Origin of the sequence: Sphingomonas sp. CFBP 13733, from assembly GCF_014841795.1 — a bacterium.
Classification (GTDB): domain Bacteria; phylum Pseudomonadota; class Alphaproteobacteria; order Sphingomonadales; family Sphingomonadaceae; genus Sphingomonas; species Sphingomonas aerolata.
Genome location: NZ_JACYUP010000001.1, coordinates 571,222 through 596,100, shown reverse-complemented (window position 1 = coordinate 596,100; position 24,879 = coordinate 571,222). Strand labels below are relative to the sequence as shown.

Here is a 24,879-nt window from a genome sequence, read left to right as displayed (position 1 = left end):
ACACGCCGCCGCGCTGCTAGAATGGTGGAGGTTGGCGTCAATCTGGGGGCTCGCTTTGCATCTACTGCCTGATACGCTCGAGGCCGGTTCGGCCTATCCGCTCGGCGCCACGTTCGACGGGCTCGGGGTCAATTTCGCGGTCTATTCGGCCAATGCCGAGAAGATCGAGCTGTGCGTTTATGACGACAGCGGCCGCCGTGAACTGAAGCGCTACGTCCTGCCCGAATGGACCGACGAGGTGTGGCACGGCTATCTCCCCGATGCGCAGCCGGGGCTGTCCTATGGCTATCGCGCCTATGGCCGGTACGCACCCGAAGAGGGCCACCGGTTCAATCCTAACAAGCTGCTGCTCGATCCCTATGCCAAGGCGATGACGGGCGAGTTGCGCTGGACCGACGCGATGTACGGCTATCAGGTCAAGTCGGCGCGCGAGGATCTGAGCTTCGATCGGCGCGACAATGCGCTGACCATGCCCAAGGGTGTCGTGACCGACAGCCATTTCGACTGGTCGCGCGACGTCCGCCCCAACACGCCCTGGTCCGAGACCGTGATCTACGAGGCGCACGTCAAGGGCCTGACCAAGCTGTTCGACGAGGTGCAGCCCTCCGAACGCGGGACCTTCGCCGCGCTCGGCAATCCCAAGGTCATCGATCATCTCAAGCGGCTCGGCGTGACCGCGCTCGAGCTGCTGCCGATCCACAGCTATACGCAGGACCGGTTCCTACAGGAGAAGGGGCTCCGGAATTACTGGGGGTACAACACCCTCAACTTCTTTACGCCCGAACGCTCCTTCTTCGCGACCGACAGTCACAACGAACTGCGCCGGTCGATCCGCCGTCTCCATGCGGCGGGGATCGAGGTGATCCTCGACGTCGTCTACAATCACACGTGCGAGGGGTCCGAGCAGGGGCCGACACTGTCGTGGCGCGGGCTCGACAATGCGAGCTATTACCGGCTGGTCAAGGATCAGCCGCGCTTCTCGATCAACGACACGGGGACCGGCAACACGCTGAACCTGACCAAGGCGCGGGTGATCCAGATGGTGGCGGATTCGCTACGCTACTGGGCGACCAGCTTCGGGATCGACGGGTTCCGTTTCGATCTCGGGCTGACGCTGGGGCGGACCGATACCGGCTTCGATCCGGGCGCCGGCTTCTTCGACGTGCTGCGCCAGGATCCGGTACTGGGCAGGCTGAAGCTGATCACCGAACCGTGGGACATCGGTCCGGGTGGCTATCAGCTCGGCAATTTCCCCCCGGGCTTTGCCGAATGGAACGACAAGTACCGCGATACCGTCCGCAAGTTCTGGCGCGGTGACCATGCGCAGCGCGCGGATCTGGCGGCGCGGCTGACCGGGTCGGCGGATCTGTTCGATCGCCGTGCGCGGCGCCCCTGGGCGAGCGTCAATCTGCTCGGCGCGCATGACGGCTACACGCTCGCCGACACGACGGCCTATGAGGAACGGCACAATGAGGCGAATGGCGAGGACAATCGCGACGGCCATTCGAACAATTGCTCGCGCAACTGGGGTGTCGAGGGGCCGACAGACGATCCAGCGATCGCGGAAACGCGCAAGCGGGTCGCGCGGTCGATGCTGACGACGCTGTTCGCCTCGCTCGGCACGCCGATGCTGGTCGCGGGCGACGAGTTCGGGCGGACGCAGGGCGGCAACAACAACGCCTATTGCCAGGATAACGAGATCAGCTGGCTCGACTGGACGCAGGCGAAGACCCCCGAGGGCGAAGCGCTGATCGACTTCACCGCGCGGCTGGCCGCGTTGCGACGCGACTATCCGATACTGCGCGCGGGCAATTTCCTCTACGGCGAGGATACCCCGGCGGAGGGTCTGAAGGACATCGAATGGTGGGACGAGCGCGGTGTCCAGCTGTCGCCTGAGGACTGGGAAAACACCAATGGCCGTGCGCTGACGATGCGTCGTGCGGCGCTGTGCGAGGATGGCAGGATCCAGGTCGTGTCGTTGCTACTGAACGCGTCGGAGGGTCCGCTGACCTTCACCATGCCACCGCCCTCCGAGGTCGAGCGTATGGTACTGATCGACAGCGCCAAGCCCGATCAGCCGCCGATGCCGATCACCGACAGCTATGACCTCGCACCACAGGGTGCGGCGCTGCTGTCCTGGACGATGGATCCGGCATGAGCGCGTGGGGCGCGACGCCGGCGAACGGCGGCACGGCGTTCCGGCTTTGGGCGCCCGATGCCGACCGGGTGACGCTTGAGATCGACGGGGCTGCGCCGAAGCCGTTGGACGGGCAGGCCGACGGATGGTTCACCGCGACCGCCGATGTCGGGGCAGGGGTGCGCTATCGCTTCCGGATCGGCGAGGACCTGGTCGTGCCCGACCCCGCGTCGCGCCAGCAATCGGGCGGTGTGCATGGCTGGAGCGTCACCGTCGATCCCGATGCGTATCGCTGGCGATCGACCGACTGGCGCGGGCGGCGCTGGGAGGAGCTGGTGATCATGGAGGTCCATGCCGGCACGATGGGCGGTTTCGCCGGGGTCACCGCACGCCTGCCCGAGATCGCCGCGCTCGGCGTGACCGCGATCGAGTTGATGCCGGTCGCGGCCTTTGGCGGTACGCGCAATTGGGGGTATGACGGCGTCCTGCCCTATGCGGTCGCCGAGAGCTACGGCACGCCCGACGATCTGAGGGCGATGGTCGATGCCGCACACGCGCTGGGCGTCGCGGTGCTGCTCGATGTCGTCTATAATCACTTCGGACCCGACGGAAATTATCTCGGCGCCTATGCCGGATCGTTCTTTCACAAGGACGTCGATACGCCTTGGGGCGGGGCGGTGGCGGTCGATGTCGAGCCCGTTGCGCGCTACTACATCGACAACGCCCTGATGTGGCTCACCGACTACAGGATCGACGGTCTCCGGTTCGACGCCGTCCACGCGATCGACAATGACCGGTTTCTCGATGCGATGGCGGCTGAGATCCGCGCGACGGTGACCGACCGGCCGGTCCACCTCGTCCTCGAGAACGAGCGCAACGACGCCGATCGGCTGCGGCCGGGCGGCTATGACGCACAATGGAACGACGACTTCCATAATGTCCTTCACGTGCTGCTGACGGGCGAAACCAGCGCTTATTACGCCGACTTCGCCGACCGGCCGGCGGAGCGTCTCGCGCGGTGCCTGGGCGAAGGGTTCATCTATCAGGGGGAGGGGTCGGCCAATCATGACGGCAAGCCACGCGGCACGTCGAGCGCGCACCTCTCGCCGACCGCATTCGTGTCATTTCTGCAGAACCACGACCAGATCGGCAACCGGGCGCTTGGCGAGCGGCTGACGTTGCTCACCGATCACGCGCGGCTGCGTGCGGCTACAGTGCTGCTGCTGTTCTGCCCGCAGATCCCGCTGCTGTTCATGGGGGACGAGACGGGGAGCGAGACGCCGTTCCTGTTCTTCACCGACTTCCATGACGAGCTGGCCGATGCGGTGCGCGATGGCCGGCGCCGGGAATTTGCGAAGTTTGCCGCGTTCGCCGACGAATCCGCTCGCGCGGCGATTCCTGATCCGAATGCGCGCGAGACCTTCGAAGCTTCGGTCGCCGAACCCGGTCCCGACGCCGATGCGTGGCGCGATCTTTATCGTACGCTGATCGCGGTCCGGCAGCGCGCGATCATACCGCGCCTGTCCGGCACGCGCGCGGTGGGCGCGGAGGCGATCGGGCCGGCGGCGGTCGTCGCGCGCTGGACGCTGGGCGACGGCGCGGTGCTCACGATCGCGCTCAATCTCGGCGAGGATCCGGTCGCGTTTCCCGAGGCCTCCGGCGAGACGCTGTTCGCGCAGGGGGATCCCGGGCGGCCCGCGAGCGTCGCCGTGTGGCTGGCGGCATGAGTCTGCTCCACGACCTCGCCGCCGCCGCTGGTTTGCAGCCCCGGTGGCAGGATGCCGGCGGGCGTGCACAGACCGTGGCCGACGAGGCGTTGCAAGCGATCCTGAACGCGCTCGGGCTTCCTGCCGACAGCGACGCAGCGATACGCGCGAGCCTGGCTACCGCACGCGCGGCGCGTGCCGAACATCCGTCGTTCGTCTCGGCGGATATCGGTGCGCCGGTGTCAGTCGGGGCGGGCGACGGACCTGCGGTCCTGACGTTAGAGGACGGGGCGTCGCGTGCCGTGACGATCGCAGACGGGCAGCTGTCGGGCATCACGGAGCCGGGATACCACCTGCTCACGCTCGGCGGCCGGGACATCCGGCTCGCGATCGCGCCACCGCGCTGCGTCACGATCGCGGACGTCGAGGCAGGTGGGCGCCTCTGGGGTCCGGCGGTGCAGATTCCCGCCCTGCGCGACGGTCGGGGCACCGAGTTCGGCGATTTCGGCACGCTTGCGGAAACGGTGCGCGCGTTCGCGACGCGCGGTGCCGATGCGGTGGCGATCAGCCCGACGCATGCGCTGTTCCCGGCGGATGCGACCCGCTTCAGCCCCTATGCCCCGTCGAGCCGCCAGTTCCTCAACGTCATGCTCGCCGATCCGTCCATGATGGCGGGCGAGACTCCGGCGGACGCAGGGGCGCCGCCCGCGTTGATCGACTGGGCCGGCGCGATCCCGGATCGCCTCGTCCAGTTGCGTCGACAGTTCGACATGTTGCCGGACACCGTACGGGCCGAGGTCGAGGCGTTCGCGGCAAGGGGAGGCAGCGACCTGCGCTTCCACGCCGCGTTCGATGCGCTTCACGCACATTTTCTTGCGCAGTCGGGCGCCCGGGGATGGCAGGACTGGCCAGCCGCCTATCAGGATCCCGATGGCGCCGCGGTCGCCGCGTTCATGACAGAGCAGCGCGATACGTGCGACTTCTATGTCTTCCTTCAGTGGCTGGCGGATGCCGGGCTCGAACGGGCGCAGCATACGGCACGTGATGGCGGCATGGCGGTCGGTCTGGTCGCGGATCTCGCGGTCGGCATGGATCCGGGCGGCAGCCATGCGTGGCGACGGCGGGGTGATTTGCTGAACGGCCTGTCGATTGGTGCGCCACCCGACCCGCTCGGCCCCGACGGGCAGGCCTGGGGCATCACCGGATTCGATCCGCGCGCGCTCGCGGCAAACGGCTTCGCCCCGTTCATCGCGACGATCCGTGCGGGTCTGGCGCATGCCGGCGGGCTTCGCATCGATCACGCCTTTGGCCTTCGGCGGCTATGGGTCGTGCCCGACGGCGCGTCGGCGGCGGACGGGGCATATCTCGACATGCCGTTTGCCGACATGATGCGGATCATCGCGATCGAATCGCACCGCGCGCGCGCGATCGTCGTCGGCGAGGATCTGGGGACCGTGCCCGACGGGTTTCGCGAGGCGATGGACGCACGGGCGATGCTTGGGATGCGCGTGCTCTGGTTCGAGCGCGACGGTGACGGTAATTTCATTCCCCCCGACTCCTGGTCGGTCGATGCGGTCGCGATGAGCGGGACTCATGACCTCGCGACCATCGCGGGCTGGTGGCAGGGGCGTGATATCGCTTGGAACTGGGCCCTTGGCCGGACCAGCGAGGCCGCCGACGAGGCGGCCGACCATGCCGCCCGCGCTGCGGATCGGTCCCGTCTGTGGACCGCGCTCGGTGCGCCGCGGCCACAGCCCGTTCCAAGCGACACCGCGCCGGTCGTCGACGCCGCGCTGGCGCATGTCGCACGGACGCCATGCGGGCTGGCGATCTTCCCGTTCGAGGACCTCGTCGGTCTCGTCGAGCAGCCTAATCTTCCCGGCACGACCGATGAACACCCCAATTGGCGGAGACGCATGCCAGATACCACCGACGCGCTGCTCGCGCGCCCCGACATTGCCGCACGCATCGCCCTGATCGAAACGGCGCGCGCATCATGACGCCACGTGCGACCTACCGGATGCAGTTCCACAAGAACTTCACCTTCGCGGACGCCGAGGCGCAGGTGCCTTATCTCGCCGCGCTCGGGATCAGCCATCTCTACGCATCGCCGATCGCGACGGCACGGTCCGGATCGACGCACGGCTATGACGTCGTCGATCCTACCCGGATCAATCCCGAACTGGGTGGCGAGGCGGGGTTTCGCCGGCTCGTCGACCGGTTGAAGGCGCACGGGATGGGCATGATCGTCGACATCGTTCCCAATCACATGGGCGTGGCGGGCGGCGAAAATGGCTGGTGGAACGACGTCCTCGCGAACGGGGCGTCGAGCACTCATGCGCCGTTCTTCGATATCGACTGGCGCGAGCCCGTCCTGCTGCCGATCCTGGGCGATCCGGTGTCGGTGGCGATCGCGCAGGGCGCGCTCAGCGTCGAACTGGTCGACGATGTGCCGATGCTCGTCGCCTATGGCGAGCACCGTCTGCCGCTGCGTCCGGAGGATCACGCGACCGCCACGAGCGACGACCTGACCGCGTTGCTCGATCGGCAGCATTACCGGCTGGCATCGTGGCGCACCGCGAACGACGATCTCAACTGGCGGCGGTTCTTCACGATCAACGATCTCGCCGGACTGCGCGCGGAAGATCCCGTGGTTTTCGAGGCGAGCCATCGCCTGTATCTCGACCTCTATGCCGAGGGGTTGATCGACGGTGTCCGGGTCGATCATGTCGACGGACTAACCGACCCCGCCGGCTATTGCCGAACTTTGCGCGCGAACTTCGACGCGATCACGCCAGCTGGCGCGGATCCGGCCTATATCGTCGTCGAGAAGATCCTCGCAGCGGGCGAACCGCTCGCCACCGACTGGGGGATCGATGGTACCAGCGGGTACGACTTCATGGCGCAGGTCACCGCGCTGTTGCATGACGAGGACGGCGCCGCACCGCTCGCCGAGCTCTGGGCGGATATCAGCGGGCGGTCGGCCGCGTTCGAGCCCGAGGATTTGCGCGCGCGTCAGGACATGCTGTCCTGGCAGTTCGAGGGGCAGCTTGGCCGATGCGTTGCGGCGTTCGTCGCGCTGGCACGGTCGACGCCGCAAGGCGACGGGCTGACGGCGGGGATGATCCGGCGGGCGGTGGAGCGCATGCTCTGGGTCTTCCCGGTGTATCGCACCTATGGCACCGGCATCGCGGCACCCGCCGCCGATGCTGCGATCCGCGCGATCGTGCGCGAGCGGGTTGCGACTCATCTGGCACCCGGCGAGGGACCGGTCGTCGACCTGATCCTTGACTGGCTCGCCGGTGAAGGGCCGGGCGATCCGGATCTCGCAGCGGCCGCGGTGAGGCGGTTCCAGCAACTCTCGGCACCGATCGTGGCCAAGGCGGTCGAGGACACCGCTTTCTACCGCTATGGCCGGTTGCTGTCGCGCAACGACGTCGGGTTCGACCCCGCCGCGTTTGCGCTACCGGTCGAGGCGTTTCATGCCGCGATGGCGGAGCGTGCCGCCTGTTGGCCGCGTGCGATGCTGGCCTCGGCGACGCATGATCACAAGCGTGGCGAGGACGTGCGTGCCCGGCTTGCCGTATTAAGCGAGATCCCGGGCCGCTGGCGTGAGACCGTGACGGGCTGGGTCGCCGCGGCGGCTGCTATCGATGACGCGGTCGATCCAGGCGACGCCTATATGTTGCTGCAGACGCTCTTCGGGGCGTGGCCTGAGGGGCACCAGATCGATGACCGCCCAGGGCTTGCCGCTTTTGCCGAGCGCATCGTCGGGTGGCAGGAAAAGTCGCTGCGCGAGGCCAAGCTGCGGTCGTCCTGGGAGGCGCCCGACGAGGCCTATGAGGACCGCTGTCACGTACTCGCCCGCGCCTTGCTCGACCCGGATCGTTCCGCGCGGTTTCTGCGCGAGCTGCATGACCTTGTCGAAGCGACCGCGGCGGCGGCGCAGGCCAATGCGCTCGTTCAGACGGCGCTGCGCTACACCGTGCCGGGGGTCCCCGATCTGTATCAGGGCACCGAGCTGGCGGATCTCAGCCTGGTCGATCCGGATAACCGCCGGCCGGTGGATTATGCCCGCCGCGCGCGTCTACTCGAGCACGATGCGCCTGCAAAGCTCGGGCTGATCGCCCGCCTGCTCGCGACCCGGGCGGACGCACCTGAAATCTTCGCCCGGGGTGACTACGCCCCTCTCGATGTGACCGGACCGCGTGCCGCGCACGTCCTCGCCTTCGAGCGCCGCGCGAATGGGCAGACGTTGCGGGTTGCGGTCGCGCTACGCTGCGCGGCGAAATTGCTCGATCAGTCGGGGGCGGCGGTTCCTGCGGCTTGGTGGGGTGAAACGCGGCTCGCCACTGGCGAGCGCGCAGCCGACCTTTTCGTGGACGGACCAGTCTTCGTCGCGGTGAGCAACTGATCCGGAGAGCGTCCCGCACAGGGCGGGACGCAGCTTATTTGCCGGCGAGATACGCCGCGATCGGGTCGATCATGTCCTCGGGAATGCGACGCGCGATCACCGGCATCGTCGCCTGCGACTTGCGCGCGTCGACTACCGTCTCGTCGCCCCGCCAGTTGCGCAGACGCTGTGCGATGTAGCTGGCGCTTTGCCCGGCAAGCACTGGATAGGGCTTGCCCGGTGCATGGCAGCTGGCACAGGCGGGAAGCTGCTTGGCAGGCAGGCCCTCGCTGACGATCCGCGCAGCATTCGGATGGCCCGAGGCTGTGGTGGTGCCGAGACCCGGCATGGCGGCGAAATGCCGCGCGAGCCGCGTCATCTCTCCGGGCGTCAGCGTCGCGGCGGCGTTGGCCATGACCGCGCTCTGGCGCTTGCCAGTCGCATAGGCCTGAAGCGCGGCACGCAGATAGACGGGGCTCTGGCCGCCGAGGACGGGCATGTCGGGCTGGCCACGGCCGCGGCCGTCTGTACCATGACAGCCGGCGCAGACGGCAATGCGTGCTGCGTCAGGACCGGCGGTGCCGCTGCCCGGAACTTCGGTCAGGGCGCGATAGGTCGCAGGCGACATCTCCGGCAACAGGCGGACGAACGCGACCATGCGGCGGATCTCGTCGTCGCGGTCTTTCGCCGCCCAGCCGGGCATGCCGGTATATTTGACGCCGTGCTTGAGGATCCAGAAGATCTGCTTGTCGGTCCATTCGCGCGCGTTGACCGCAAGGTCGGGGGCAGGGGGCGTTGCCGCCTGCATCACCGGCAACGGACGCACGCCGGGCGCGCCATGGCACGAGGCGCAGCTTGCCCGGAACAGGCCCGCGGCGCTGACGAGGCCTTCATTCGCCTTGGGATCGTCGGGCGCGGTGAAGGCGGCATGCGTGCGCACCGAATTGCGCATCGTCCAGTGAAGGAACCAGTCGGTGATCTTCCAATGACCCGACGAGGCGGCGATGTTAAACACGCCCGACCAGGCGAACAACAGCCCGGCAAGCGCCAGCGCGACGATCGCGGCGATCGCGCGCGCCCAGGTAATGCGGATCGTCATGCCGTCGCGCTCCGTGTCTTCAACACCCCGCCGAGCATCGCGAGCCCGCCGAGGAAATAGCTTGCCGCGCCGACCATCAGCATGACGACGCCGCCGAGCTGCTGATCCTCGAGCGCGTCGAGGCCGTGCGCGGCGGGATGCATCGCCATCATCGTATAGAGTGGCCGCGGAGCTAGGCCGACGAGCGCGCCAAGGAGGGTCATGTGCATCGACGTCAGCAGCATCGCCGCCACGCCCGAGACACGCCGGTCGGTCGCGCCACCGGTGCGCGTGCCGAGCACCGCGCTCCAGAGCAGCAGGCCGGCCGCGAGGAAGCTCGCCTGTTCGATCAACAGCGCAACCGGCTGCATGTCGACGCGCAGCCGGAGCGCGGGGAGGTGCCAGAGCCACACGACGACCAGCTCGACCAGCGACATGGCCAGCGGAGTGACGATCGCCGGCCAGCGCTCGGCGGGATCGAACCGGCTGCCCGCGATGCCATAGGCGAGGAACGGCGCCGCGACTGCGACGGCGATCATGTGGCCGGTCATGTGGCCGACCATGCCGAGCGGCGCGGCGGCGAACGCCCAGCCGATCGGCACCAGCGCGACGCCGAGCGCGAGGCTCGCGCGCCTCATCGGCAATCGCCGAAGACGATCACGGGCAGGGCGGTGAAGATCACCGCGACGAAGCTCAGGCCTGCGAGCAGCCGGGTCGACAGCGCGAGGAAGCGCAGCCGGTCGATCGCGGTCCCTTCGTCATGCGGCGGGGCGTCACCGGGCGTCTGCGACTGGACGCGTGCGATATAGCCCGCGGCAAGAATACCGAGCAGTGCAACGATCGTCGCGATCAGGGTCGCCACAGGAAAGCCCGTCAGCGCTGTCGCCGGAGTGGGCGACTTGGCGCAGGTCACCGCGACCCACAGATAGCAGAACAAGAAATGCACGGCCCAGATCGTCGGCGGGACGATCAGCGTCCACAACGTGACCTTCAGGTCGCGCGCCCAGTGTTTCCGATTGTCCTTGGGCGTTGTCATGCGACCCCCGGGAACAGGCCGATCGTGCAGAACGTCACGATGCCCGTCAGTGCGAGGAAATGATGGTAGACGGTGATGTTGCGCAAGTCGGCGTCATAGACCGGCGTCATCTTGCCCGCGAGGCTGCGCGCGAGCGTATAGGCCTGCATGATCACGCCGATCGCGGCATGCACCGCCGTCCAGATCGCGAGCGTCCACACGATCGCCGGATAGGCGTGCAGTTCGGGGTCCATCCCCGAATACCATGGCCCGGCGAGCCCGGCGAACAGGCTCGACAGCGTTGCGACGATGCCGAGGACCAGCAGCAGACGGCCCGCGGCGACGTTGCCGCGACGGTGCACCTCGCGGGCGCCGACGGTCGCCGCCCAGCCGGTCAAAGTCAGCGCGAGCGCGACCATCGGCCAGAATACGCCCGGTCCGTCCAGCCCCGCGCCGGTGGGCGGGAAATTGCTATGGATCGTCCAGAAGAAGAAATAGCCGAAGACGAGCCCCGAAAACGCGGTCGCATCCGCCATCATCGTGATGAACATCGCCCACCAGCCCGGCGCCGATGGCCCCGAGGTATAGAGCGGTACCTCGATCCCGTGGCCGATATGCTTGGTCGGCTTTTCGGGGATCTCGGCGGTGCCGGTCCACAGCCACCACAGCACGCAGGCGAGCGTCGCCACGCCACTGAGCGCGGACAGGAGATAGAGGTGGTAGGTCGTCAGGATGAAGACGCCTGCCAGTGCGACCGCGGTCATCATCGGCTTCACGCTGGGCGTGCCGAGGCGGATGACCTGCAACGGTCGTGCGTCGAGCACGGTGGTGATGATCGACTCACGCCGCATCTCCTCCGCGTCGGGCAGGAAGAAACGACCCTCGTCGACCTTCTGGACGAAGTTCTTCTGGTCCCAGATCGGATAGCGGCTCTCGATCAGCGGGACCGAGCGGATGCCCCAGTCCTCGTCATCGGGCAGCGCCAGCCATTCGAGCGTGCCCGCGTTCCATGGATTGCGCGGCGCCTTTGGGCGGCGAGGCGACAGCGCGAGGTCGATGCACACGATCAGCACGCCGAGTGCGAACATGTAGGAGCCCGCGGTCGAAGCGAGGTTGAGCCCGCCGATGCCAAGCTCCTCGGGGTAGGTGAACACACGGCGCGGCATGCCAAGCAGGCCCGACAGATGCATCGGGAAGAAGGTCAGGTTCATGCCGACGAACATGATCCAGAACGCGATCCGCCCGAGCCTGTCCGAGAGTTTCTTACCGGTAACCAGCGGCCAGTAATAATAGAGCCCGGCGAACAGCGGCAGCAGCGTCCCGCCGATCAGCACGTAATGGAGATGCGCGACGATGAAATAGGTGTCGTGCGCCTGCCAGTCGAACGGTGCGACCGCGACCATCACGCCGGTCAGACCGCCGATCACGAACACCGCGAGGCTGCCGCTCGCGTAGAGCAACGGCGTCGATTTCTTGACGTTGCCCGCCCACAGAGTCGCGATGAACACGAAGATCTGGACACCGGTCGGGATCGCAACCGCCTCGGACGCTGCCGCGAAGAAGGCGAGGCTGATCTTTGGCAGCCCGGTCGTGAACATGTGGTGGACCCACAACCCGAAGCTCAGGAACGCGGTGCCGACCGCCGCCAGCACGATCCATGGATAGCCGAGGAGATGCCGCTGCGCGAAGGTCGGGATCAGCATCGCGAACAACGCGATCGACGGCAGGAAGACGATATAGACTTCGGGGTGGCCGAAGATCCAGAACAGGTGCTGCCACAGCAGCGGGTCGCCGCCCTTTTCCGCGTTGAAGAACGGCCAGTTGAGCAGCCGCTCCATCTCGAACAGCACGTCGCCTGCGATCAGCGGCGGGAAGGCGAACAGGATCATCACCGCGACGACGAGGATGTACCAGGCGTAGAGCGGCATAAGGTTGAGCCGCATGCCGGGCGGGCGGCATTTGAGCACGCCGACGATCAGCTCGACGGCAGCTGCGACCGACGACACCTCGATGAAGCTGAGGCCCAGCATCCAGATGTCCGCGCCGAGCCCGCTCAGATCGGTCCGTGTCGTCAGTGGCGGATACATGAACCAGCCGCCATCGGGGGCGGCGTCGAAGAAGATCGATCCGGAGACGAACACGCCGCCGATCAGGAAGCTCCAATAGCCAAAGCCCGACAGTCGCGGGAAAGGCAGATCGCGCGCGCCGAGCAGCTGTGGCAGCAGAATGATCGAGACCGCCTCGAACATCGGCACCGCGAACAGGAACATCATCATCGAGCCGTGCAGCGTGAACAGCTGGTTGAACGTGTTCGCGGTGACGAGATCGTTGTTCGGCACCGCCAGCTGCGTGCGCATGATCAGCGCGAGCACGCCTGCGAACAGCATGAAGCCGAACGCGGTCAGCGTGTACCAGACGCCGATCCGGTTATTGTTGACGTCGGTCCAGCGGAAGAACCAGCCGCTCGGCGGTTTCCAGACCTCGCGCAGGCGATCCTCCTGGCCCTTGCGGACCGCGGGATCGTTCTGGTCGGGGGCGACATAGGCTGGACTGTCGGTCGTCATTTCAGCCCCTGAAGATAGCTGGCGATCTGGTCGGCTTCGGCGGCCGACATCTGCGGGAAGGCGGGCATGCGGACGCCGGGCTTGGTCTTGCCGGGCTCACGCACGAATCGCGCGATATTGCCGTGGGTCATCGGCAGGATCCCTGCGGCCAGGGTCGGACGTGATCCGAAATGCGTCAGGTCGGGGCCGATCTTTGCCGCCGGGCCCACCCCGCGAACGCTGTGGCAGCCGCTGCAGCCATAGCTGGCGAACAGCCTAGCACCGGGCGATGCGGTGACCGTAGCCGGACGCGCCTGCGCGGTGAGCCAGCGTTCGAATGCAGCGGGCTCCATGGCAACGACGTCGAATGCCATCAGCGCATGCCCTAGCCCGCAGAATTCGGCGCAGACCCCGCGATACGTTCCAGCCTTGGTCGCGCGGACGACCAGGCGGTTGGTGCGGCCGGGGATCATGTCCATCTTGCCCGCGAGCCCCGGCACCCAGAAGCTGTGGATGACGTCGGGACTGCGCAACGACAGCTCGACGGTACGGCCGACGGGGAGGCGGAGTTCGTTCGCCGCCTCGACGACCGCACCGCCGGGCGGGGCGTAACGTACGCGCCACCAGAACTGCTCGCCATCGACGCCGATCCGCAGGTCGGCATCGGCGACCGGTCGGGGGCGCATCGCGGGCAACGCGTAGAGCAGCAGCGCGAGCAACAGAATCGACGGGCCGATCCCGCCGAGCCACAGGACCATCTTCATCCCGCCCTTGTGCGTCAACCGCCCCTCGGGCGCGCGGATCGCGTGCCGCATCAGCAGCGCAAGGCCAAGCGCCAGGACGACCGCGCCGACGACCAGCACGATAGTGATCGACAGCACCTGATCGGCCTGTTCGCCGAACGGAGCCAGCGTCGACTGGTGCCGGTTGCAGGCGCCAAGCGCCGGCAGGAACGCCCAGACGGAAAGTAAACTTGCCTTCCGCATCATCGCCTTAGCTTCCCCTTTGAGCAGATCCTCTAGCTGTGGCCGAAACGGCGTTAAACCCCTTAAATGAACTTTCCGTCATGACCTGGCACAACCTGGGCAGGGGTGGCCTGGCATGTGGACTAGGGCAGGCGAATGAGATCGCGGATACGGCCGGCCAGCGCGTCGATCGCAAAGGGTTTCGTCATCACGTGCATGCCCGGATCGAGATGGCCGTTGCCGACCACCGCATTTTCGGCATAGCCGGTGATGAAGAGGATCTTGAGGTCCGGACGGCCTACGCGCGCGGCATCCGCCATCTGCCGCCCGTTCATCCCCCCCGGCAAGCCGACATCCGTGACCAGCAGGTCGATGCGCGTGTCGGACTGGAGGATCTTCAAGCCGGCAGGCCCGTCCGCGGCCTCGATCGCGGCATAGCCGAGTTCCTCGAGCACTTCGACGACCAGCATGCGAACGGTGGGCTCGTCGTCGACGATCAGGACGGTCTCGCCACGGATAGCGCGCGGGACCTCGGCAAAATCGGGCTGCGGTTCGTCCTCGTCCGACGGACCGAAATGCCGTGGCAGATAGATGCAGATATTGCTGCCTTCGCCGACCTCCGAATAGATCCGGACCTGTCCGCCCGACTGGCGCGCAAAGCCGTAGATCATCGACAGGCCGAGCCCGGTGCCCAGACCCAAGGGTTTGGTCGTGAAGAACGGATCAAAGGCCTTGGCGACGACCTCGGGCGGCATGCCGGTGCCGTTGTCGGACACGCAGAGTGAGACATATTGACCGGGATCGAGATCGCGGTCGCGGCCCATCCGCGCGTCGATCCAGCGATTGGCCGTCTCGATCGTCAGCCGTCCGCCCGTGGGCATCGCATCGCGCGCGTTTATGCACAGGTTGAGGATCGCGTTTTCGAGCTGGTTGGGATCGACGAGCGTCGACCACAGCCCGGCGGAGGCGACCACCTCCACAGCGCTGTCGGGCCCGACCGTCCGGCGCACGAGCTCCTCCAGCCCGCCGATCAATCGGTTGACGTCGGTCGGCCGGGGGTCGAGCGTCTGCCGCCGCGAAAAGGCCAGCAGGCGGTGGGTCAGCGCGGCGGCACGCTTGGCGGCACCCTGGGCAGCGAGCGAATATCGCTCGACATCGCCCAGCCGTCCCTGCGCGATGCGGATGCCGAGCAATTCGAGGCTGCCCATGATCCCGGTCAGCAGATTGTTGAAATCGTGCGCCAGCCCGCCGGTCAGCTGGCCCACGGCTTCCATCTTCTGGCTCTGGCGCAGCGCGGCCTCGACATCCATCAGCTCGCGGGTGCGCGCGGCGACCTGATCCTCGAGCGTTTCAGTCCAGGCGAGCAGTTCGGCGGCATGCCGGCGGCCATCGTCGATGTCCGTATTGGTGCCGACCCAGCGCGTGATCTGGCCGCCGCTGGTCCGTACCGGTTCGGCGCGAACAAGAAACCATCGGTAGCCACCATCAGCACTACGCAACCGGAACTCGGCGGCATAGGTAGTGCCCGTATCGCGTGCGGCCTGCCACGTCGTCGCCGTGGCCTCGCGGTCGTCGGCGTGAACCAGTGACAGCCAGGTGCCGGATCCAGTTAGAGCGCCGGGCGAAATACCGGCATAATCATAGACCTGCTGGTTGACCCAGTAGATCTCGCCATCGGGACGCGCCGCCCAGATCAGGCTGGGCACCGCTTGCGCGAAGACGCGGAACTGTTCTTCACTCTCGCGGAGTGCTGCTTCCGCACGCAGCCGCTCGGTCGCCGCACGAACCCGGTCCGCGACCTCGCGCATAAGCTGGAGTTCCTCGTCCGCCCAGACTCGCGGCTGATCGTGATTGGCATAGAGCAGCGCGACGAAGGCATCCTGTTCGAGCAACGGCATGTTGACGAACGACCATGCGCTGATCGCCTTCAGGCCGGCAGCACCCGCAGCGGTGCGCGGGTCGCGCTCGACATCGGCGATCACGACCGTGCGCCCTGCCTTCAGATCCTCGATATAGGACCCATAGTCGCGGAACTGCAGCATGCCCGCCAGGGTACGTGTTCCCGGCGCATTCCAGTCCCGCTCGACGGTGATCGTCTCGGCAAGGGTGTCGATCACACCGTAGCCGACCCGGCTGACCTGCAGGGCGTGGCCGAGGATTTCGGCCGCTGCATAGGCGATTGCCGCAGGGTCGGTCAGATCGCGAATCGCATCGCCGAGCGCCAGCAACGCGGTTTGCCGCACGTCGGCGAGCTTGCGGGCGGTGATTTCAAAGCTGATCCCGGGAAAACGTAGCGCAGTCCCGTCGGCCGCGCGCTCGCAACGGCCCTGCGCGATCACCCAGCGGATCGTCCCGTCGCGCTCCAGCAGGCGATATTCGGCTTCGAAGGGGCCGCCCGATTGGACGGCCATCTCGATTGCCTGCTCGGTGCGCGCGCGGTCGTCCGGATGAATGCCTTGAAAGAACGTCGTTATCGGTGCGCCGGCCAATGCCGCCGCCGGATCCACCCCGTACAGCAGAGCGAACCGGGCATCGGCGGTGACGCGATCCCGGGCGATGTCCCAGTCCCAGGTACCGATCCCGCCCCCGGCCGAAAGCGCCAGCTGCAACCGTTCCTCGGCCTCGCGGGCGAGCGTCTCTGTCCTGTGCCGCTCGGTCACGTCGCTGAGCAGCACGGCGATCCTGACCGAGCCCGGCTCGCCAATCCGCGCGACCTGTGCATCATAGCGCCGATCGCCCTGCGCCACGCGCGTCTCGAACCGGGTTGCGTGCCCGGTCCGGGCGATCTCGCCGAACGTCCCCATCCAGTCGCCATCCAGTGCGGGCTGCAGCGCGTGCCAGGTCTGTCCGACCGGGTCGCGCAAGCCCGTCTGCCGGAGAAATTGCGCGTTCGCCTCGAGGAACCGACAATCGATCACGCGATCGCCGTCAAAGATCAGATCGACCAGCCCGAAGCCGATATCGATCGCGGTGAACACTTCGCGATAGTCGCCTTCGCCGGGACGTGCCGATACGCGCTGACGGTCGTTCCCGGGGACATTGTTCGGACTCGAGGGCATCGAATTTTCTACTCGCAGGAACACCAACTCGGGTCCGGCATACGACCAGCCATGCAGCCGGCGTCACTGGACCCGGGTCGTCAAACGCGAGACAGGCGGTGGTCGATCCCCGGGAAGTTTGGTGTCATGCGGAACGGACGCGCGCGCTGGCGGATGTCAGGGCGGACGCGACCCGTTCGGACCAGGCGGCACAGCCATCGGGCGCGCCGATCAGGTCCTGGCGGATCTCGATTTCCGCATAGAGGCGCCGTGCCGGATAGGCGTGCCGCGGGATCGTATAATCGATCAGGTCCATCCGATAGGGCTCGTTGTCACCCACCACGAGGTCGGGTTCGCCCGCCAGGACCTCGAGCATCGCGAGGGCGAAGCGCGTGTCGCCCCCATCGTGCAGGATGCCGATATGCCAGGGCCGAATTGCCGCGCCGTCCGCGCCGCGCATCGCCGGGGTGAAGCTGTGCAGCGCAACCAGGATCGTCGGTTGTCCGGCGGCATCCCGGCGTGCGATCTCGGACGCGATCGCCGCATGATAGGGCGCATGGATCACCGCATATCGCGCGGCTCGATCCGCCTCGCTCAGGTCGCGATTGCCGGGGATCGGCGTTCCGTCGCTGGTCTCGGCAATCGCATCGGGTTGCGTCTCGCTCCGGTTGCAGTCGACGACCAGCCGGGAATAGGTCTGATGAATGAAGACCGCGTCGAGCCGGTTCGCCAGCAACCGTCCGACCTCGCCGACGCCGATGTCCCAGCCGATGTGCCGTCCCAGCTCGGCATCGTCGAGACCGAGCGACCCGAGGGACACGGGCACTGAATTTCCAGCATGATCGCCGATCAGGAGGAACGATGATGCGCCTTTCGGGTTGACGATGACGGTCGGAGGCCTGTCTCCTGCCGCGATCAGCGGTCCCTCGGTCCGGTTGGTCATGCGATACGGATCCTGAATGCCATTTCTCACACTTTCTCACGTGACGAGATACACTTACCGGCAACCGGTAGCATTTGGCGAGCACCGTATCATGGTCCGTCCGCGCGAAAGCCATGACCAGCAACTGATTTCGGCCGAGCTGAGCATCACGCCGGAACCGTCGGAGGTGCGCTGGCTGCACGACGTGTTCGGCAATTCGGTGGCGATCGCGACCTTCGATCGCCGGGCGCGCGAACTCGTGTTCGACAGCCGGGTGCGGCTTGATCACAGCCCCGCCGAACTCGCGACGGTCGATATCGAGCAGTACGCACGCTCCTATCCGTTCACCTATTCGTCCGAGGACATGCCCGACCTGTTGCGGTCGATCGAGCGCCAGCATCACGATCCGCACCGCGAGATCGATCGCTGGGCGCGGCGGTTCCTCGATCCCTCGGGGCGGACGGATACGCTGGCGATGCTGTCCGACATGACCGCGGCGATCCGGCGCGACTTCACCTATGTGCCGCGCCCCGAGAAGGGGACGCAGTCGCCGATCGAGACGCTTGCCCGGCGCAAGGGTACCTGCCGCGATTATGCGATGCTGATGATCGAAGCGGCGCGCGCGCTCGGCTTCGCGGCGCGGTTCGTGTCGGGCTATGTCTATAATCCATCGAGCCGCGAGCAGCGGACGGGGGGCGGCAACACGCATGCCTGGGTCCGCATCTATCTGCCGGGATCGGGTTGGGTCGAGTTCGATCCGACCAACGGCATCATCGGCAGTCGCGGGCTGATCCGCGTCGCGATCGCCCGCGACATCTATCAGGCCGTGCCGATCTCGGGAAGCTGGGCGGGCTTCCCCGGCAGCTTCCTCGACATGACCGTCTCAGTCGACATCGCCGTCGACGGTCCGGACGTCGCCCCTACAGCCACAACCCCGCTCGCGCCGCAGCCGGTCCGGGCATGAGAAAGACGACCGCATGCTGATCCGCGCCGGCTATGATATTCGCTTCGAAGCCGATGTTCCGACGCCGCTGATGGCGATGCTGAGCCTTCACCCGTCGCGCAACCGCGATCTGGTCACCCCGCATCGGATCGTCGCAAGCCCCGACGTCCCGATCTACGATTATCTCGACGCGTTCGGGAATGTCTGCACGCGCATGACCGTCCCCGCCGGCGGCCTGACGCTGTCGTGCGACTTCACGATCGAGGATGACGGGCAGCCCGACCCAGTCGATCCCGATGCCGTTCAGCATGCCGTCGAGGATCTGCCGGACGAGATCCTCGTCTTCCTGCTCGGCAGCCGCTATTGCGAGACCGACCGGCTGTCCGAGACCGCTTGGTCGCTCTTCGGGCATGTGCCCTCAGGCTGGGCGCGCGTGCAGGCGATCGTGCAGTTCACGCACGACCATATCGAATTCGGCTATCATCATGCGCGGGCGACCAAGACCGCCTGGGATGCGCATCAGGAACAGCAGGGCGTGTGCCGCGATTTCGCGCATCTCGCGATCACGCTGTGCCGCTGCATGAACATTCCGGCGCGCTATTGCACCGGCTATCTCGGCGATATCGGCATTCCCCCGGTCGATGCGCCGATGGATTTTTCGGCGTGGTTCGACGTCTATCTCGGCGGCCGCTGGCATACGTTTGACGCGCGACACAACCAGCCGCGGATCGGCCGGATCCTGATGGCGCGCGGCCGCGATGCGACCGATGCCGCGCTCACGACGACGTTCGGGCCAGCGCGGCTCGTGGGCTTCGACGTCCACACCGACAGCGTCGACGCGGCGGCTTGAGCCCGCCGCAGCGTCGGTTTACGCTTGTCACCCCGCCGGCGTTCGTGCGAACGCCGCGACACCATTAAACAATGCTGCGATGCACCATATGCCTGCTTCTTCGACACCCGGTTCCGTCCCGAGCAACGCCAACGCGCTGTTGCTGCAAGCGATCGCGCTGCGCCAGTGCGTGACCGCGGTCTACAACCGGATGCATGTCAAACTCGCGCCGCATATCCTGTTCACGCGCCATGATGACGTGTTTGTGGACGCGGTCACGCTGCAGCGCGACGGGCAGCCGCCCAAGGAGATCAAGCTCGGCACGTTCAAGCTCGCCGGGCTGAAGGATATCGTCGTGATCGACGAGGGGTTCCGCCCCGACGCCGTCTTCAACCCGCACGACATCAAATATGAGGGCGTGACGCTCTTCGTCGTCGAGCCGAACTGACCGCCAAACGGATTGGCGCCGTGGTTACGGCGCCGGCGGCAGCCACGCCGTCTCGATCTCGCCGTAGCGGTCGACAAAGCCCGTCCGCCGCATTTGAAGCTCCGGGTCGAGGATCCGGACCCGTCGACCGTTGCGCTCGATCACACCGTCACGCTCGAGCGCGCGGATCGTCCGGTTGACGTGCACCTTGGTCAAGCCGAGCGCATCGCCGATATCGCTCTGCGTCAGGGGCAGGTCGAAGGAGTCGATCACGCCACCCGCGGTGACCCGAAGACGCGCCAGGATATCGAGCAGGAGCGTGGTTAGCCGCTCCGCCGCGCCCTTGCGGCCGATCGAGGTGAGCCGGTCGCTCATCGCGACATTCTCGGCCGCGGCGATGGCGTAGAGCAGCCCGGCGAGCCGTGGCTGCTGTCGAAAGATCTGCCCCAGATCGGCCTTGGGCAGTTCGGTGACGGTGCAGTCCGACACCGCGGTCAGCGTCGCCGAGGCCTGCGACCAGGCGATGCTCGACGTGCCGATCAGGTCGCCGGCATAATGGAAGCGCAGGATCTGGCGGCCGCCGGCCGCGAGCCTCGCCGCCGAATGCAGCCAGCCATAATGGACGACGAACAGCGCATGGCTCGTCCCGCCCTCGGCCATCAGGATCTCACCGGGCTTGAGCCGGATTTCGCGTTGCTCGGCACGCGAGATCGCGGCGCGTTCCTCTTCCGTCAGCGCAAGATGGCGTTCGAGCCGCGCGATCAACCCACTTCGATGCATCGTTCCGCCCCTGCATTCGCCCTTGTCGGCGGCCCCTGTCGGCTGCCCATCTCGGCTGCCCGTTGCGGCCGCTCGCGACCCCATGCTCAACCATGCGGTTCGTCCGGTCGTCAACAGGTCGATTGGTCCGTATCAGCCTTTATCGAGCTGTCCCAGAATGATCGGCGTAAATCGATCGGCGATCCGATCGATGCCGCGTGTGTTCGGATGGACATGATCGCGCTGCATCAGCGCGGCGTCGCCGATCACGCCATCCAGAATGAACGGATAGAGTCCCGCCTCATAGGTTTTGGCAAGATCGGGCCAGATCGTGTCGAACGCCGCCTGATATTCAGGGCCGAGATTGGGGGGCGCCCGCATGCCCGTCAGCACGACCGGGATCTTGCGGCGGCGCGCCTCGTCCATCATCGCGGTCAGATTGGCGCGGGTCTCCGCGGGCGCGATCTGACGCAGCACGTCGTTGCCACCCAGTCCGAGCAGGATGAGATCGGGTTTGCGGGGCAGGCTGTCGAGCGCGAAGGCGAATCGCTGGCGCCCGGCCGCGCTGGTGTCGCCCGAGACGCCGGCATTGACGATCGTCGCGTTGACGTCCTTGCGGCGGAGCGTCGCCTGCAAAACGTCGGGCAGGCTGTGACCGCGCGCGACGCCGTACCCCGCGTACAGACTGTCGCCAAAGGCCAGGATCAGGCGCTCGCGACCGGCCGGCGCGGGAGGCATCGCGACCGCCGTACCATCGACGGCCGTGTCGTTGCCCGCGCCGCGGGTGGCCGCCACAGGGGCCGAGCTATCCGCCACCCGATCGCACCCCACGAGGACCAGCGCTTGGAGAACTGCGGCGACTGCCACATATGAAGGCCTGTATCGCTCCAACGTAAAGTGCTCCATGTCCCGATCAACCTCCGACGATATGGTGATATCGGCCCGCAATGTCACGCTGACGCTCGGCAGCGCGAGTGCCGCGACCGCGATCCTCAAGGGGATCGATCTCGACATTGCACGGGGCAGCAGCGTGGCGCTGCTCGGGCCTTCAGGGTCGGGCAAATCGTCGCTGATGGCGGTGCTGTCCGGGCTCGAACAGGCGAGCGGCGGAGAGGTCGAGGTTGCGGGACTCGATTTCGGCGCGCTCGACGAGGATGCGCTGGCGCGCGCGCGGCGCGGTCGTATCGGCATCGTGCTTCAGGCATTTCATCTGTTGCCGACGATGACCGCGCTGGAAAACGTCGCCGTCCCGATGGAGCTTGCCGGCATGGCCGATGCGTTCGCACGCGCCGCCGACGAGCTGGAGGCGGTCGGGCTTGGCCACCGGACCGGGCATTATCCGACCCAGCTGTCGGGCGGGGAGCAGCAGCGTGTCGCGATCGCCCGCGCGCTGGGACCGCGGCCGGATCTCGTCTTCGCGGACGAGCCGACGGGCAACCTCGATGCCGCGACGGGTGCGGCGGTGATGGACCTGCTGTTCGATCGACGCGCGGCGACGGGCGCGACGCTGATCATCATCACGCATGATCCGGTCCTTGCGGCGCGGTGCGACCGGGTCGTCGAGCTTGGTGACGGGCGTATCGTCCGCGACCAGTTGCGGTCCGTGACGGGCGCGGGGGCATGACCGACTGGCGGCTCGCCTGGCGTCTGGCCAGGCGCGAGCTCAATCTCCGGTTCCGCGGCCTGCGACTGCTGCTGGCCTGTCTGTTCCTGGGGGTCGGCGCGCTGGCAGCGATCGGCAGCCTGACCCGCGCGATCGACGGCGAACTGGCAAGTCGCGGCAGCACGATCCTGGGTGGCGACGTCGAATTCGCCACGTCGCAACGCGCCGCGACGCCCGAAGAGCGCCGCGCGATGGCCGCGCTCGGCACCGTATCGGAGACGGTGCGCATGCAGGCGACGGCGGTTCGCGGTGCGGCCAGCGTCCCGATCGAACTGAAGGGCGTCGATCGGTCCTATCCGTTGTACGGCACCGTCCGGTTCGCCGATGGTGGCACAGCGGAACCGCCCCGTGACTTGGGGATCTGGATCGCGCCCGCGCTCGCAGACCGGCTGGGCGTCGGCCGCGGCGCCCGGGTCCGGCTGGGTACGGCCGAGTTCGTGGTCGACCATGTCCTCGCCGAAGAGCCTGACCGGCTGGGCGAAGGCTTTACGCTGGGGCCCGTCGCGATCGTTTCGCTGCCCGGGATTGCGCGGACCGGCTTGATCCAGCCGGGCAGCCTGTACGAGACCAAATATCGCGTCCGCCTCCGGTCGGGACTCGCGCCCACGCGCGCCGTCGACCGGATCAAGGCGGCATTCCCGTCCGCGGGCTGGGAAAGCAAGACCCGCGACCGTGCAGCGCCCGGTGCCGAGCGCTTCGTCCAACGGATGGGCCAGTTCCTGTTGCTCGTCGGCCTCTCCGCGCTCGTCATCGCCGGTATCGGCGTCGGGAATGGCGTCTCGTCCTATCTCGGCGCACGGCGCCAGAGCATCGCCGCTCTCAAGGTGCTTGGTGCGACGTCCGGGATGATCGCCCGGGTCTATCTGATCCAGATCGTCGTCGTCGCCGGGATCGGCATTCTAGCCGGTTTGATCGCCGGCGCCGCGGCGGTGCCGTTGATCGTCGCGCTCGCGGGCGACGTGCTGCCGGTCGCGCCGAGCTTTGCAGTGCAGCCCGTGCCGCTGCTGCTCGCCGCCGCCTATGGCATGGTGATCGCGCTGGCGTTTACCGCGCCAGCACTGGTCGAAGCCGGAAGCGTGCCGGCGGTCGTGCTGTTGCGTGGCAATGCCGGTCAGCGGCGCGTACCGTTGCGCCGGACGCTGCCCTGGGTCGCCGGTGGCGGGCTTGCGCTCGTTGCGCTCGCGCTGCTGACCGCGGAACAGCCCGGGCTCAGCGCGGGGTTCCTTGCGGCGGTCGCGGCAGTGTTGCTCCTCCTCGCCGGGTTCGGCTGGCTCATCCGGATCGCGGCTGCGCGATTGCCGCGGGCGCGCCAGCCTTTGCTCAGGCTTGCGATTGCAGCACTGCACCGTCCCGGCGCTCGTACCGGCACGCTGGTCGTTGCACTTGGTCTGGGGCTGACGCTGTTCGTCCTACTTGCCGCGATCCGGACGAGCATCGACGCGAATATCGCGCGGACCGTTCCGCAGCGCGCGCCCGCCTTGTTCGCGCTCGACGTCCCGCCGCAGCGCGAAGCCGAATTCCGCCGCACGGTCGCTGAGGCCGCGCGCAAGCCGGTCGTAACCACCGTGCCCGCGATGCGCGGGACGATCACGGGCTATGCGACGACGCGTGTCGCCGATCTCAAGACCTTGCCCGAAGGCGCTTGGGCGCTGCGTGGCGAACGCGGCCTGACCTATGCCGAGACGCTGCCGGACGGCAGCCAGATCACCGCGGGACGCTGGTGGCCGCGCGGCTATGCCGGGCCGCCGCTGGTGTCGATCGACGAGCGGCTGGCCAAGGCGCTGGCTCTGAAGATCGGCGATCCGATCCAGTACAGCCTGCTGGGTGTCGAACGGAGCGCGCGGATCGCCTCGTTCCGGCGGATCAGTTGGGATACGCTCGGCTTCAACTTCGTCATGGTCTTTTCCCCCAACGCGATCGCCGACGCGCCGCATAACCTGGCGGCGACGATCGATCTCGACCGTGGCGAGGAGGGGGCGGTGATGCGCGCGCTGCTGCCGCGGTTTCCGTCTGTTTCGGTGATCGAGGTCCGCGATGTTTTGGGGCAATTGCGGACGATCGTGGGGCAGATGGCGACCGCGATCACCGCGGCGGCGTCGGTCGCGATCCTTGCCGGTATCGCTGTGCTGATCGGCGCGATCGCCGCGGCGCGCGAAGCGCGGACCTATGACGGGGTGATCCTGCGCACGCTCGGCGCGACCCGTCTCCAAGTGCTCGGCGTCCAAGCGCTCGAATATGCGTTTCTGACGGTGATCCTGTCCGCGGTGGCGCTGCTGCTGGGGCTGGGGGGGGCGTGGTATGTCGTCACGCAGGTCTTCGCGTTCACATGGCTGCCGAGCTATCCGGCGGTGTTTGCGACGCTGATCGTAGGTGCGGGGCTGACGATGGCGATCGGGCTGATCGGGGCCTGGCCGATCCTCAGCGCCAGGCCAGCCCGGGCGTTGCGCGACCTCTGACCTGT

The 24,879-nt window shown here is 67.2% G+C and carries 18 protein-coding genes; 9 read left to right on the top strand and 9 right to left on the bottom strand.

Annotated elements, in window-relative coordinates; genetic code table 11:
• Window positions 1-55: 55 nt before the first annotated feature.
• Genes glgX through treY form a run of 4 tightly spaced genes read left to right on the top strand, consistent with a single transcriptional unit; the run spans window position 56 to window position 8,257 of the window.
• The gene (glgX, locus tag IFT71_RS02565) at window positions 56-2,158 is read left to right on the top strand and encodes a glycogen debranching protein GlgX (RefSeq protein ID WP_192138995.1); all 2,103 of its coding nucleotides are present in this window, start codon (window positions 56-58) and stop codon (window positions 2,156-2,158) included.
• Entirely contained in the window at window positions 2,155-3,864 is a 1,710-nt protein-coding gene (gene treZ, locus IFT71_RS02560) for a malto-oligosyltrehalose trehalohydrolase (RefSeq protein WP_192138994.1), read from the top strand. Before glgX ends, treZ begins: the two co-directional genes overlap by 4 nt.
• Window positions 3,861-5,843: a 4-alpha-glucanotransferase gene (gene malQ, locus IFT71_RS02555; RefSeq protein WP_192138993.1), complete on the top strand. Its 1,983-nt coding sequence runs from the start codon at window positions 3,861-3,863 to the stop codon at window positions 5,841-5,843. Before treZ ends, malQ begins: the two co-directional genes overlap by 4 nt.
• Window positions 5,840-8,257 (top strand): malto-oligosyltrehalose synthase, encoded by a 2,418-nt coding sequence (gene treY, locus IFT71_RS02550; RefSeq protein ID WP_192138992.1) that lies wholly within the window; start codon window positions 5,840-5,842, stop codon window positions 8,255-8,257. Before malQ ends, treY begins: the two co-directional genes overlap by 4 nt.
• Before the next feature lie 34 nt (window positions 8,258-8,291).
• Here the strand turns inward: treY and IFT71_RS02545 are convergent, their stop codons facing one another.
• From IFT71_RS02545 to IFT71_RS02515, 7 genes are all read right to left on the bottom strand, one after another.
• Window positions 8,292-9,335 (bottom strand): c-type cytochrome, encoded by a 1,044-nt coding sequence (locus tag IFT71_RS02545; protein WP_192138991.1) that lies wholly within the window; start codon window positions 9,333-9,335, stop codon window positions 8,292-8,294.
• Window positions 9,332-9,952 (bottom strand): cytochrome c oxidase assembly protein, encoded by a 621-nt coding sequence (locus IFT71_RS02540; protein WP_192138990.1) that lies wholly within the window; start codon window positions 9,950-9,952, stop codon window positions 9,332-9,334. The genes IFT71_RS02545 and IFT71_RS02540 overlap by 4 nt, the downstream gene beginning before the upstream one ends.
• Window positions 9,949-10,350, bottom strand: a complete 402-nt coding sequence (locus IFT71_RS02535; RefSeq protein WP_042467339.1) for a hypothetical protein — start codon at window positions 10,348-10,350, stop codon at window positions 9,949-9,951. Before IFT71_RS02535 ends, IFT71_RS02540 begins: the two co-directional genes overlap by 4 nt.
• Window positions 10,347-12,893 (bottom strand): cytochrome c oxidase subunit I, encoded by a 2,547-nt coding sequence (gene ctaD / locus IFT71_RS02530; protein ID WP_192138989.1) that lies wholly within the window; start codon window positions 12,891-12,893, stop codon window positions 10,347-10,349. Before ctaD ends, IFT71_RS02535 begins: the two co-directional genes overlap by 4 nt.
• Window positions 12,890-13,858 carry a c-type cytochrome gene (locus IFT71_RS02525; RefSeq protein ID WP_192139251.1) on the bottom strand — a complete coding sequence of 323 codons (969 nt, stop codon included), beginning with the start codon at window positions 13,856-13,858 and terminating at the stop codon, window positions 12,890-12,892. Before IFT71_RS02525 ends, ctaD begins: the two co-directional genes overlap by 4 nt.
• 122 nt (window positions 13,859-13,980) lie before the next feature.
• Window positions 13,981-16,896, bottom strand: a complete 2,916-nt coding sequence (locus IFT71_RS02520) for a PAS domain-containing protein (RefSeq protein ID WP_192138988.1) — start codon at window positions 16,894-16,896, stop codon at window positions 13,981-13,983.
• A gap of 124 nt (window positions 16,897-17,020) precedes the next feature.
• Window positions 17,021-17,818 (bottom strand): N-formylglutamate amidohydrolase, encoded by a 798-nt coding sequence (locus IFT71_RS02515; RefSeq protein WP_192138987.1) that lies wholly within the window; start codon window positions 17,816-17,818, stop codon window positions 17,021-17,023.
• A gap of 16 nt (window positions 17,819-17,834) precedes the next feature.
• Here IFT71_RS02515 and IFT71_RS02510 point away from each other — a divergent pair, with 16 nt between their 5' ends.
• From IFT71_RS02510 to IFT71_RS02500, 3 genes are all read left to right on the top strand, one after another.
• Window positions 17,835-18,761: a transglutaminase family protein gene (locus IFT71_RS02510; protein WP_192138986.1), complete on the top strand. Its 927-nt coding sequence runs from the start codon at window positions 17,835-17,837 to the stop codon at window positions 18,759-18,761.
• A gap of 13 nt (window positions 18,762-18,774) precedes the next feature.
• Window positions 18,775-19,590 carry a transglutaminase-like domain-containing protein gene (locus IFT71_RS02505; protein ID WP_031441127.1) on the top strand — a complete coding sequence of 272 codons (816 nt, stop codon included), beginning with the start codon at window positions 18,775-18,777 and terminating at the stop codon, window positions 19,588-19,590.
• An 88-nt stretch (window positions 19,591-19,678) separates the two neighbouring features.
• Window positions 19,679-20,017, top strand: a complete 339-nt coding sequence (locus IFT71_RS02500) for a hypothetical protein (RefSeq protein WP_042467360.1) — start codon at window positions 19,679-19,681, stop codon at window positions 20,015-20,017.
• Window positions 20,018-20,041: 24 nt separating this feature from the next.
• Here IFT71_RS02500 and IFT71_RS02495 read toward each other — a convergent pair whose 3' ends face one another.
• Window positions 20,042-20,776 (bottom strand): Crp/Fnr family transcriptional regulator, encoded by a 735-nt coding sequence (locus IFT71_RS02495; protein ID WP_031395205.1) that lies wholly within the window; start codon window positions 20,774-20,776, stop codon window positions 20,042-20,044.
• 132 nt (window positions 20,777-20,908) lie between these two features.
• A complete protein-coding gene (locus IFT71_RS02490) occupies window positions 20,909-21,550 on the bottom strand; it encodes an arylesterase (protein WP_342212573.1) in 642 nt (213 codons plus the stop codon).
• Between the two features lie 109 nt (window positions 21,551-21,659).
• On the opposite strand from IFT71_RS02490, the gene IFT71_RS02485 reads away from it, so the two are divergent.
• A complete protein-coding gene (locus tag IFT71_RS02485) occupies window positions 21,660-22,379 on the top strand; it encodes an ABC transporter ATP-binding protein (protein WP_056408049.1) in 720 nt (239 codons plus the stop codon).
• Window positions 22,376-24,874 carry an ABC transporter permease gene (locus IFT71_RS02480; protein WP_192138984.1) on the top strand — a complete coding sequence of 833 codons (2,499 nt, stop codon included), beginning with the start codon at window positions 22,376-22,378 and terminating at the stop codon, window positions 24,872-24,874. Before IFT71_RS02485 ends, IFT71_RS02480 begins: the two co-directional genes overlap by 4 nt.
• The last annotated feature ends 5 nt before the right edge of the window (window positions 24,875-24,879 follow it).